Genomic DNA, 12,528 nt, shown 5'->3' with positions numbered 1-12,528 from the left:
GGCTACGACGATTAATGGGTGTAGCCGATCAGATCGTAGCTTCTTGATTTAGTTCCATCGATTTAAGCAACAAAGCCAAATCAGGATTCAAAATTAAAAACATATGACAACCCATCAATGATGCCTCCGCGCCAACACAGGCGTTCATGTCCACCATCAAAGGTGCGAAACGATAACCGATGGTTTTGTTGCTTAAGTTGCTGGTACAGGTCTTGGCTCAGGTCCACCATGATGTCTTCCCCTAACCCAACTTCCATAAAAACACTTAGCTTTACGTTAGAACCAAGGCCAGAATGAACCAATTGACTCATTTGAGTTAAAGGTTCGCTTGTTTGAAGAGGAGAATATTCACTAGGTGGCTTCACTAACGAAAAATCAGGCCACCAGAATGAACCCGACTGACAAACAACCGCACCAAAACGGTCCGGATGGTTCAATCCGGCATACATCGCACTCAAACCACCAAGGCTTTGCCCAACAACAGCCGTACGATTAGCCTCATTAGTAATTGGGAAATAATGACCAACCAACGGCAGCAGTTCTTGAGTGATAGCCTGCCAAAACAAAGGGTTGCAACTGAATTCTTCACTACGCAGCGCTCCATTGATTTCATCAATGAAGACATACAAGGCAGGTGGAAGCTGACCGCTGCTCGTCGCATCGGTCAGCGCACTGAACAGAGGCATGGATTGAGACCAAAATTGACCATCTAAGACTAAAACCAATGGCAGTTCAGCCATTTGGTCAGCGCTGGCTGTCGAATACAACCAAACATAGCGCTCATTACCTAAACACTGGCTAGTCCAAGCCAGCTGCATGCCCGCTCCTGCCTGAACATTGCCATTTTTTGTATCGAACCTTGACCAAGCACTTTGCGATACTGCCTTTGGCATAGATAGCGGCGTTTTCGAACGTCCCCATTCGCAGGCTGACAAATTGTTTTTACTTAAATCATCGCGAACACTAAGAGGAAAAATGGTTCTCAACCACTCCCGATGCTTGGTGCGTTTCTCTTGGTATGTTCCGTGGTACGCTGGTTGGACGCGTTCATGTGTCACTGGAATAAACGTGTAGCTCCCACGCCACGTACTGTTTACCCTTGCCTTATAAAACCAAACATCCGTTCCTTTGACATGAGTAAGCCTTGCCATATCAAAGCTGTGATGATCAGTAATACCATTGATATCAATGTATATTTCCTTAACACTGTCATCCGTGTTTCGCCAAAGAAATAGCAGCTCAACGCTTGTATTATCTTGGGAAAGGATAAAAGGTGTTCCTTTTGTCTGCACCTCGTTCCACCAACATGGGGCTCCTACTTCTTCATTATCTTCAAGCAAACCACTTAAAACACTATTGATATTTTTATTTTCTATTATTCGAAAAGCCTTTATATCCATCACAAATCCAACTTGTACGTCGATACTTCATGCATATCTTCTAGTAATGAGATAGCACAAACTTATATCATCATTGTTGTAAATAATAATAATTATCATTAGTATTATTGCTGCAACACTTTTTTACATAAATGTTGTTACAACATCAAATGTTTTCTTCTTTTTTTATTAAGGAATACTCAGGTCATGAAGCCCATGGATTTAAACAGTGGCATCACCATCACTAATACTGGCAAGACTAAACTTGCCATGCTCATTGGTGTAATTTGCCTTGGAGCCAGCACCACTCTTTCAGCAGAGCAAGTGAACAACAGCAATACTAAGAAAGGCCAAGAAACCCTAACAACCCTAGAAACCATTGTGGTACTTGGTGAAAAACTCGGTGGTACACTTGCTGAGAACACAAGCTCAGTCACCGTTTTTACTGATGAAGCAGACAATGGCGAAGATCAAACATACTACGATCTACTCGATCGCGTCCCGAATGTACTGAATGCCCCTTCTGGTATTCCACATATTCGAGGTGTCGATGGTCGTGGGCCTGGTGAAGGCTTCCTTTCCTTCATGACAGGAGCGACACCAAGGGTGAATACAACCGTTGATGGCGTGTCAGAGTCATGGACTGGTGAAGCCTTTGGTAAAGCCGGATTGTGGGATACAGAACAAGTAGAGATTTATAAAGGCCCTCAATCAACCAACCAAGGCCGAAATAGTATTGGCGGCGCGGTGGTCATCAAAACCAAAGATCCAACGTTCCACTTTGAAAGTAAAGTTCGTGGTGGCTACGAAAACGAAGATGACAAATATCACTTAGCTGGTGTTGTTTCTGCCCCAATCGTGTCTGAAAAGCTCGCATTTCGATTAGCCGCCGAGGGCACAAAGGGTAATACACCAATTGATTACTCGCTGCCCGATAATGACCAATATCCATGGGACCCTTCTGAAGTTGAATCCTATAATGTGAGAGGTAAGCTGTTATTCAAACCGATGTCTAACGATAAGCTTACGCTAAAACTAACATTGGCTAGCCGTAATGAAGAAGGTCAATATACAAATCTGGTTTCTGAAAAAGGTAAGTTTGAATACATTGATGAAAACGGTACTCGACGTCAAACAACCGAAAGCTGGAATGCAAATTTTGACATAAATTACTTAATCAATGATGAATTAACCCTTGATGTATTGCTTGCGCGCCGAGACTATAATACGAAATTCAAAGCTTATCCTCGTACGGACTGGTGGGGTGATGTTGATGAAAAAAACTACACCGCAGAAGCGAAGCTATCTTATAACTCGTTAGATGACAAATACAATGCCATTGTCGGGGTAAGCAGTTTTTACAAAGATCAGGATACGCAAACAGACTCGATGAAGCGTAAAGATAAAGTTCTGACCAACTCAATTTACTTCGATTCAAAAGTCCAGCTCAATAACCGTTGGGGCTTGCTACTTGGCGCTCGTTACGAAAAAGATGAGCTGAAGCGTGATTTTGACCACGCAAGGTTCCCACTCGATTTCAATGCTGATGAAAGTAACGGTATTTTGCTACCAAAAGTCGGTGTAACTTTAAATGTATCAGACAATTCAATGCTTGGACTTACTGCTCGTAAAGGATACAACGCTGGCGGACTTGGATACAACGAGTACCAACAACAGGTCTTTGTGTTTGAGCAGGAAGAAGTCTGGACTTATGAGCTAAGTTCCCGTTCAACTTTCCTTGAAAATAGACTTGGTTTGACTGCAAATGTCTTCTACAACGACTATGAAAACTATCAAACGGTCGTGTATGGTGACAGTGGAAATCGTTTCGACAATTACATAGCAAACATCCCTAAAGGAAAAACATACGGTACTGAAGTTGAAACCAATTACTGGTTTGACTCAGGTCTGGACGTATTCGCATTTGTAGGCTTGTTAAAAACAGAAATCACCGAAGGACCAAGCGGTACTGTTGAAAACTTAAATGGGAATGAGTTCAGTTATGCACCTGAAGTGTCGGCTGGTCTTGGCTTCACCCAACAGCTAGATTCGGGCATTTTCTTTGGTGCTCGTGTTAATCACGTAACGGATTACTTTACAGATCTCGCCAACACCCGAAGTACGTCAGCAGGCGACTACACCATATTGAATCTCAATGCAGGTTATGCCATGAATGATCTCACCATTCGGGCCTACATTAAGAATGCAACAGATGAAGATTACGTTCTTCGCCATAAGAATGATCTTATCGAAATGGGCGGACCTCGTACATTCGGTCTTGTGGCTGATTACCAATTCTAACAACACAAAGTGCTCCGATGTTATTGTTATATAGTAACTTAAGGATGTATTGTCTATTAAGGCAGATAAATCTGCTTTTTTTTGTAACGTTTATTAAGTACATCGTGACTTGTGTGTACGGCATGTATAGAGAATAGTATTACTCCCTACCAAAGACAAAATAAAGAATCGCAATTAGTCAACTCAATGGATTCCAAAGGAATCCATTTTTTTCTTCACAAAGCTAAAATGATTAACTACGGTATATCAGTGAATACCTGATGCTCATCAGCCAAGGGCAACTGTTGTACTTGTTGGGCTTCAGCTTTCTGTATGGTTTACTGCATTCGGTTGCCCCTGGACACGGTAAAACGGCAGTGACGTCAATGAGCTTGATTCATGGCTACCGTCGCCGACAAGCACTTGTGTTAATGGCGATTATTGCCGCCCTACAAGCCGCGATCGCGTGCATTCTTTTCGTGATTACTGCCAAGATTGCAGAGCAGTTTGCTTTCAGCCTTTCCGATAATGTTCGTCTGCTGACGCAAGGTTGTGCGGTGTTTATTGTTTTATTGGCGCTGAAAGAGTTTGCGTCGGTGGCCAAGCGCCGCATCAAGCAAACACGATCTCAAGAAGATGATGATTCCGCAGGTTCTAATGACAATATTTCATGGAAAGCACTGCTACTCATCGGCTTCCGCCCTTGTACTGGGGCGGTGTTAGTTCTGTTTCTCTCTAACATGCTAGGCAGCTTAATGTGGGGCATGGTCGCGACATTCGTGATGGCTTTAGGAACGGCAATGACCAACTCGATATTGGTGTTCAACGCTTTAACGATTCAACGCCAAATGAAAAATCACAGCGCCAAACCCAATGCCAACTTGAGCAATACGCTTAACCTCGTGTTAGCAGTCACCATGGTGGCATCGGGCTTTATTCTCTATAACTTTGCCAGCGTGGCAGGATTGCAGAACTTCGTCAGATAAGTACCGCCAGCAATAAACGCAAAAGCCCCAACACTTGGTTGGGGCTGAATTTACATTGATTTGTATTTCAATACTGCGTGTTACTTAGGCTCGCGCAACAGGTACAGCATCAGCTTCAATGGCGTTTTCGCGATAATGCTGTGAGGCAAATGCGCGTCCATCAACAACCAAGCGCCAGCTTTTAGTTCCTTCGCCTCTTCTTCTAACGTGAACGTACATTCTCCTTCGAGTATTTGTGCAATCGCTGACACTGCTGCAGTATGTTCGCTCATTTCTTCACCTTCGGCGAAACCGAAGATAACGTACCAACCATCAATTGGACGCCAGAAAAAACGGTGAAGCAAGTTGGCAAACTCCCGATTCAAGTCAATTTATACCTGCGAACCTTAAACGGACGATGGGTGGCAAAGCTCCTCGAGCAAGGTTTAAGGATACCGTTGGGGGGAAGACGTTCTTTCTAAATGCACCATGTTGAATAAATACAACATGGTGGTTCTGTGTACGATGTTGACAACTTAAGAGCCCCCGTAATACAACACGAGGATTAACAACGAATAGCATTAGAAGAATGGATTACTTTTAGTAAGGCAAAACCCAATTAACAGGATATGAATGAGTATTTACTCTGTCTTATAATGGGGCATAAGTGTGCCAGCAGTGATAGTTCTGGCACGTCTCTGGACAGAAGTTCGTTAGAGTTTCTACTTAATTTAGAAAATACGGATTAAATCAGGTATGGGAAAACCTATAGTATCTAACATTTTATCGGTACGTCGAATGTAACCTGATTAACTAATACAGCTTTGCTGGTATCAATTATCATTAGTATCGTCATGCAATGATTTTATCGCATCGAGGAGCGATCCATGTGGGCAGTTGCTACAACCTTTATCGGAGCATATTTTAGCGAAGTGCGCTTTAATATTACCTCTTAGAAGTCCACTCTGGTTATTCGCTATACAACCGCATATATCCAAGTCATCACAAAATGCCTTTTCTGAGCTATATCGGTTTTCTACTATGTCTAATCGGCTCAATATGGTTCCTTTCATGAATGTTAATCATTGTCAAAATAGCCTGTCACTTTACAGTAATGTAGGTGTTCTATTGCCTCTTCGTGACCCAAAGAAGCCGCTATTTCTAGTAGTTGCTGCTCTTTTTCCTTTGTATCTTCGTCTAGTGGTCGACCGTGAGCCAATCGATAGTGTATTCCAAATGATTCAGCCCAGTAGGCTCTTCCATCATTCAACTCTAGTGCTATGTTCAACCATTCATCATCAATAGTCGTATAGTCCGTATACTGAGCAAAAGGTAAGTGACCATTTCGCAAACGCCATATATTAAAGGCATAGCGCGTATCTTTTAGAACATGGTAGCGAAGTAAGTTCCAAGCTAATATTACCACTTTGCTAGCACCAGGCTCATCCTCTGCTAGTGGGTAATTCTTTGTAATTTCTCGGGCAGCAGTGGCATATCCCAATACATCACCCCAAAGCATGTGTTTGAATATTGGTTGAGTTTGAAGCCATTCAGCAAATTTAATGCAATTATAAAACTGGGGTTGGGTGGTGATCTCCACAAATTTTTCTTCACTCACTCCCCAAGACTTTGCCGCTTTTGTTGCTCTTTCAATGGTTAAGGCATTTGTTTTTTGTACTATGATTTTTTTGCCTATTTTCCATATAAAGTAGATTACAACGACAATACCAATAAACTCGAACATAATTTATAAATACCTTTAAAGACAACTGGTTATCTGGATTAACTGCCATAACGAAATATAATGCAATATCGTCAAGGCTTATTCAATTTATTGCCATGCTCGCATTAGATTTCAAACACACTTGATGGGTGCAAATTTGTTTCAGACACTACAAAAAACAAAGTGCCGAGTGAAACGATCTTGGACAGAAATGGTTTAGAGTATTTACTTAAATTAGCAAAGGACGAATAACTTCTGGTATGGAAACTCAGTGTCCAATCTAACAGGAGCAATTTAGTTAATAGAAATGCAGCTTCATCGCGACGCTCTATATGTATTGGCTTAACAAAGGTGCTGCCAGCTTCAATGCAATACCACACATGATGCATGAAATCGCAGAATCTAAAATTCGCCATGTTCTTGGCTTACTAAAAAGTGGGATCAACTTGTTAGCCAAATACACTAATCCATAAAACCAGCCCCCTGATGCGATCAGTGCCCCTATAACAAACAATAGTTTTTCATCAGGTTCCATTTGAGCAGTCACGCCCCCGAGTATCACCACCGTATCCAGATATACATGTGGATTTAAAAAAGTGATAGCCATCGCCATTAAAACGACTTTTAACCAACTCTGGGCAATGTCCGAATTTTCCAACTCTAGGTGACTTGAACCTTTCCAAGCTGATTTTGCAGATTGGTAGCCATACCAGAAAGCTTGGATTGGGCGATTGCGCAGCACGCTTCGACATTGAACCTGAAATCGCACGTGGTGCCGACTCAGTATCGTGATTTGTTGGACGATGCGTTGGCTCAAATTGGCTATCGTCTGCGTGTAGACACACTGGTGCACCCTGCTGAATTGACGCCGGGCGCGACCATGACGGTTCAGGCCTTGCTTGTGAACGAAGGGAACGCGCCACCGTATCAGCACCATTATCTGGCGTATCGATTGGTGAATGAGGACGAAGAAACCGCGTTTTTCAACGTCTCAACCGCAGATGTCATGCGTTGGCTGCCGGGTGAACACGCGACCTCCAGCAGTTTCACTTTGCCTGAAACGATCCCCACCGGCCATTACTACCTTGAGTTGGCTTTGGTCGATCGCCATGCTGAGGCAGAAGTGAATCTGGCCAATGAAGGGTTGCAGGCGTCGGGCTGGTATCGCTTATCTGACGTGACCATTCGTTAGGTCGACAGCCTTCGCCATGCTGTGGTGCGATAGACAGCAGCAAACGAAAAGCGAAAGTGACAGAAGAAAAGCGGGCAATGCCCGCTTTTTTGTACGTTGAGCGTTGAAACGACTTTCTTTGAAGACGCCTTTTTGGGGTTGGAAGACTAAGCCAGTGCTTGCGCCAGCAAGCTGACCGGGTGAATGGTTTCCAGCGCGGTGTTCTCTTCGATTTGCCATTTACAGGTTTCGCAGTCGGTGATCGCAAAATCTGCATCGGAGGCTTTGATCGAGTCAAACAGGTGCGAGCCGATTTTCATCGACACGTCATAGTTCTCTTCTTTAAAGCCATAGGTGCCCGCCAAACCGCAGCATTCGCTATCGAGGACAATCAGTTCTAGGCCCGGAATCATGCGCAGTAACTCAATGGTAAACATCACGTTGCCACTGCGTTCCAAGTGACAAGGCGTGTGATAAACCACTTTGAGGTTGACCGGTTTCATTTTCGGCGCATTGCCATTCATAAACTCTTTCAGCAGGAAGCGCGTGACGTATTCAATGTCGTTGGACACTTGGCTGTTGTCGACGCCGAGCACATGCGGGTATTCCTGTTGCAGCGTGAACGAGCAAGTTGAGGAGGTTGAAATCACTTTGGTGTGATATTCATTGACCGCAGTTTCCATGTTCTTCACGTTCAGCAATGCGTTTTTACGCGCTTTGTCATGAAAACCGTTGGCAATCAAAGGCACGCCGCAGCATTTCTCGTTGTTCAGCAAGCGCACGCCAATATTCATCGCATTCAACACCTTCACCAGATCTTTGCCCAATTGTGGGTGGTTGTAGTTGACGTAGCAGCCATGAAAGTAGGTGACTTGGCGCTGATACAGCGGCTGGCTGGTGCAATTTTGTTTAAACCAGCGACGGAACGTGCCGTGCGAGTATTTCGGCAACGCTTTGTGGTCATGCACGCCGATGGTTTTGTGCATGATTTTTTTCACCAATGGCATCGATGTGGCGAAGTTCACCACTGGTGCAAATGGCGTGGCCAGTGAGCCGAACAGGTCGGTGTGGCTCAGCACGTAGTCACGCATCAGTTTCGGATTGAGCGGTTTCTTGCCATGTTTACCCCGCGCGACGGCGATGATGTCGCCGATTTTCACCCCAGAAGGACACGCGGTTTCGCAGCGTTTGCAGTTGGTGCAGTATTTAAGCGCTTCGTCGTAATATTCCGGGTTTTTAATGCGCAGGCGCTCGCCATCCGGCCCGCACTGTTTCGGGCCTGGGTAATCTGGGTTGGCTTTTGCCACGGGGCAGTACACCGTGCAGACGGTGCATTTAATACATTGGTCAAAGCTGGTATTCAGAGGAGCAGCTTTTGAAAATGGCGCGTTCATGCGAGCACCTCCTGATCGAATGGGTTAGGGTGAGACGCTGACAATTGAGGTTCTAGGCATTGCATGATGGCGTGGTAGGCGGTGCCAATCGCGACGCCGCCACCGCACCCTTCAAACACGGGATCGTATCCCGACAACATGGAGCCGCAGCAGTACAAGTTTTTAATGGTGACGCCGCTGCGCTGTGGGTTCAATTGCGCGTTGGTTTCGACACCGAATGCCATAAAAGGGTGTGAACGGTCGGCAAAGAAGGCCGGATTGCGCCAATCAACGCGTGCTGGTTTATGCGTCACTTGCAAGCCAAAGATCGGTTCTTGGATGGCGTGTTGCTCGGCATGCAACCCTTGGCTGAAATAGCTGCCGGTTGCCATGATGTAGTTGTCGGCGCTGATGGCCATGTCGCGCAGGTTTTGCGTTTGCAGGCTAACCAGACGCTCGCCGTCAAACGTGCCGTTGACCACTTTGTCGCCTTTGAGGTGAATGCCACCCAGCAGCAGGAAGGTGCGACTGAGCGCCTCTTCAATGCGAATACCCAGCAGCGATGGTGGCATGGTCGGCACTTCGTGAAATTGCAGTTGCGTGGTGTCGCGTAGCTTCGTTAGCAGCGTTAGGCCATCGCCGTTGCCCATGATCGCGGGCATGATCACCAAGTCGTTGCGATTGGCTGCACGCATCAAACCATCGCATAGCGCGGTCCACGCGGCATCGTGTTTTAGCAAACGTGCAATGTCGATTGAGCGCAGCTCATTTGGGTTGCGGCGGTATCCGTCAAACCCCGGAATCGACAGGGTGACCGTGTGAATCGGCACACCTTGAAAATCGGGATGCTGGTGAAGGTTATCTTTCAGCATTTGTGGCTGAAAATCGCGATAGCCATCGATCGAAACCACCACAATACGCTCAAACGAAACTTCTTGGCGGTGTTGGTAAACAAATGGCTGCGATAGCCAAGTCGCTTTGAGTGTGCCAAGCGGCGTGATGCGCCCGTGATTGGCCAAATCATCTTGATGCGATAGCGGCACGTTCGCGGTGGCGAGCGTTTGACGAAACCATTCCAGCCCTTTTTGCAGCGTGCTACGACCCACCGTGTTGTACGGATGGGACGGCGCTTGTTGCTGTAATGCGTCGAGGGCATCAAACGGGTGGGTGACCGCGCTGCCATCTGGTAATTTCGCCAGCACATCAATGGAGCCGGAAGAGAAATGTAACGCGCTTTGACCCTGATTGATGAGCACGGTTTTTTTGCCAGCTTGCAGGCTGCGAATTGCAGCGGTATAACCCGCAATGCCCCCGCCGATCACGGCCACATCATAATGCATCATAATTCCGCCTCCTGTTTTTGTTGTTCTGCTTGAGGGTGTTCTGATTGAGCGGGCTGGGGCAGGTCGCTGGCACCGAGTAATCCTTCGTAAATCCAATAGCTGAATTCCGCTTCGCGCAGCGCATCACCCCAGAAAATGGGTTTGATGCCTTTCCAGCGCTCTTCTAGAAAATCGACCAACAATTCACTCGATTGACAGCCATCGACCTGACCATATTCGGAAAACAGGCTGGCCGCACGGTAGATGCACAGTTCGCCCTGACAAGGGCCCATGCCTAAGCGAGTGCGGCGGCGCAGATCGACCAAGTTGTTGACGTCGAGCTGTTTAATCGCGTATTCAATTTCGCCCGCAGTGACCATTTCACATTCACAAATAATCGCTTGGCTCTTGGCATCGTCAGACAAGAATTGCGTGGCGCGTTCACCATGGCGATAAATGGCGGATTCATACACCGGTTTGGCGATGCTGGCGGTTTTCTTGATGGCTTTTGGCGTTTCGTTTGACCCCGGCAGTGGGCGCGTGTGGGTTTCGCACGCCTGAGTGTTGCCCAGTTTCTTCGCCACTAAGTCGGTCGCCCATTCCGCCATTAAGCGGTAGGTCATCAGTTTGCCGCCGGTAATGGTGGTGAGGCCTTTGAGGCCGTCGCGCTCTTGGTGATCGAGCAAAACGATGCCGCGGCTGATATTCCGGCCACTGCCATCGTCATCTACCGAAACCAAAGGACGTACCCCCGCGTAGGCACGCAGTACGCGCGTATTGGCCATGATCGGCGCAAGTTTCGCGCCTTCTGCCAACAGCACATCCACGTCACGTTCGGTGACGTGCAAGTTGTCGATCTGGTCGTAATCAATGTGTTCGGACGTGGTGCCGATAAGTGAAATGGTGTCGCCGGGCACCAGAATGTCGGCATCGGAAGGTTTACGGCAACGGTTGATCACCAAGTTATTGATGCGGTAATCGAGGATCAACAGCGAGCCTTTGGCAGGGAACATCTTGATGTTGAGGTCGGCATATTCGCAGATATTTTGTCCCCAAATGCCCGCGGCGTTGATCACTTCTTTGGCAAAGATTTCAAACTGTTGGTTGGTGCCCAATTGCAAACAGCGTACACCGAGTATGGTATCGCCTTGGCGAATCAAACTGGTGACGATGGTGCGGTTGAACATGCGCGCGCCGTGCTCTTTGGCATCAAGGACGTTCGAGGCACATAAACGGAACGGATCCAGCGTGCCGTCGGGCACTTTCACCGCACCGATCAGCGCCGGGTTCACGTTCGGTTCGAGCGCGAGTGCTTCTTTTGGCGTTAAACGGGTCGCTTCGATACCGGCATTGCCGCAAGCCTGAATAAAGGTGTCTTGAAAGCTGAGTTCGTCTTCAGGCAGGGTAATGAATAGGCCGTCAGTCGCTTCCACACAATGGCGAGCGATGCGTTTGAGCGTTTGGTTTTCTTGAATGCATTCTTTGGCCGATTCTGCATCAGTGACGGCATAGCGCGCACCAGAGTGCAGCAAGCCGTGGTTACGACCCGTGGTGCCGGAGGCGATGTCATCTTTCTCTAACAGAATGCACGCGATGCCTCGCAATGCGCAGTCTCGCATGATGCCTGTGCCGGTCGCGCCGCCGCCAATGATGACAACGTCGGTTTCCATTCGTTGATAAGCCGTCATGACCTTTACCTTATGCAACTTTAATAAACTTACAACTAGTATGTTTTTTTTTATCATTTACGTTCGATATATTGCTCACAAAAGCGCGAACGAGCGTTAAATTGATAGTTTTGGTGATTGTTTCGTGTGGGTGTGGAGAAATTAACCAACAATGTTGCTGGTATTTAACAGGGTTAGGCACATATTTGTTACATGTAAATCGATGAAAACAGGAATAAATTCGCTAACGAGCTGGTCTGATGTGCAAGCGGAGTCAAGAACGTTGTTGGTAAATGAAAACGTATGATGCCTTGTTTAATAAGCAATTGCTCAGTTTATTAGGGTTTTCTTGATTAGAAAATGGCGCGATAAAAACTAACCCTACTGATGAAATGATCAAAATGATGCGCCAATTAACAAAAAACGAGTTTGACATTAACAAACTTGTGCTCGAACGCTCATAAATTTCCTTGTTCGATTTTCGAGAGTGCTCTTCTGTGTCAGATTTGCCCACACAAAGTTTGTGTACATAACTATAAACAGGACTCTTACTTATGACTCGAACAAAACAACAGGCTTTGTTGCTTAATTCGATGAGAAGACATGGTAGCCCCATGTTGTTCAGTTCTTAAACAACATACTGAGTTT

General features: G+C 46.4%; 10 protein-coding genes. 3 read left to right on the top strand and 7 right to left on the bottom strand.

What is annotated here, in order from left to right; translation table 11 throughout:
- Positions 1 to 80: 80 nt before the first annotated feature.
- Positions 81 to 1,400 carry an enterochelin esterase gene (fes, locus tag R7P72_RS23230; protein WP_053306971.1) on the bottom strand — a complete coding sequence of 440 codons (1,320 nt, stop codon included), beginning with the start codon at positions 1,398 to 1,400 and terminating at the stop codon, positions 81 to 83.
- 186 nt (positions 1,401 to 1,586) lie between these two features.
- Between fes and R7P72_RS23225 the strand changes: the two genes are divergently transcribed.
- Entirely contained in the window at positions 1,587 to 3,680 is a 2,094-nt protein-coding gene (locus R7P72_RS23225) for a TonB-dependent receptor (protein ID WP_140301922.1), read from the top strand.
- A gap of 260 nt (positions 3,681 to 3,940) precedes the next feature.
- A complete protein-coding gene (locus R7P72_RS23220; protein ID WP_213986544.1) occupies positions 3,941 to 4,645 on the top strand; it encodes a nickel transporter in 705 nt (234 codons plus the stop codon).
- Between the two features lie 80 nt (positions 4,646 to 4,725).
- Here R7P72_RS23220 and R7P72_RS23215 read toward each other — a convergent pair whose 3' ends face one another.
- The 3 genes from R7P72_RS23215 to R7P72_RS23205 all read right to left on the bottom strand — a co-directional run bounded on the left by R7P72_RS23215 (position 4,726) and on the right by R7P72_RS23205 (position 7,089).
- Entirely contained in the window at positions 4,726 to 4,989 is a 264-nt protein-coding gene (locus R7P72_RS23215; RefSeq protein WP_250155004.1) for a cupin domain-containing protein, read from the bottom strand.
- A gap of 713 nt (positions 4,990 to 5,702) precedes the next feature.
- Positions 5,703 to 6,368 carry a hypothetical protein gene (locus R7P72_RS23210; RefSeq protein WP_258500616.1) on the bottom strand — a complete coding sequence of 222 codons (666 nt, stop codon included), beginning with the start codon at positions 6,366 to 6,368 and terminating at the stop codon, positions 5,703 to 5,705.
- 307 nt (positions 6,369 to 6,675) lie between these two features.
- Positions 6,676 to 7,089, bottom strand: a complete 414-nt coding sequence (locus tag R7P72_RS23205; protein ID WP_025589760.1) for a LysE/ArgO family amino acid transporter — start codon at positions 7,087 to 7,089, stop codon at positions 6,676 to 6,678.
- Between R7P72_RS23205 and R7P72_RS23200 the strand changes: the two genes are divergently transcribed.
- Positions 7,066 to 7,539, top strand: coding sequence for a DUF4832 domain-containing protein (locus R7P72_RS23200; protein WP_025594143.1), 474 nt, complete (start codon positions 7,066 to 7,068; stop codon positions 7,537 to 7,539). The two genes, R7P72_RS23205 and R7P72_RS23200, sit on opposite strands and share 24 nt — an antisense overlap.
- A gap of 146 nt (positions 7,540 to 7,685) precedes the next feature.
- Here R7P72_RS23200 and glpC read toward each other — a convergent pair whose 3' ends face one another.
- The 3 genes from glpC to glpA are packed head-to-tail and all read right to left on the bottom strand — an operon-like array spanning position 7,686 to position 11,901.
- Positions 7,686 to 8,912, bottom strand: a complete 1,227-nt coding sequence (gene glpC, locus R7P72_RS23195) for an anaerobic glycerol-3-phosphate dehydrogenase subunit GlpC (protein WP_004726856.1) — start codon at positions 8,910 to 8,912, stop codon at positions 7,686 to 7,688.
- Complete coding sequence (glpB, locus tag R7P72_RS23190; protein WP_014257458.1) at positions 8,909 to 10,234, bottom strand: glycerol-3-phosphate dehydrogenase subunit GlpB; 1,326 nt, start codon at positions 10,232 to 10,234, stop codon at positions 8,909 to 8,911. Before glpB ends, glpC begins: the two co-directional genes overlap by 4 nt.
- Complete coding sequence (gene glpA / locus R7P72_RS23185; RefSeq protein WP_213986546.1) at positions 10,231 to 11,901, bottom strand: anaerobic glycerol-3-phosphate dehydrogenase subunit A; 1,671 nt, start codon at positions 11,899 to 11,901, stop codon at positions 10,231 to 10,233. The genes glpB and glpA overlap by 4 nt, the downstream gene beginning before the upstream one ends.
- Positions 11,902 to 12,528 lie beyond the last annotated feature (627 nt).

This window comes from Vibrio sp. Vb0888, from assembly GCF_033338835.1.
GTDB lineage: Bacteria > Pseudomonadota > Gammaproteobacteria > Enterobacterales > Vibrionaceae > Vibrio > Vibrio alginolyticus.
This window is presented reverse-complemented; position numbering and strand designations above follow the sequence as displayed.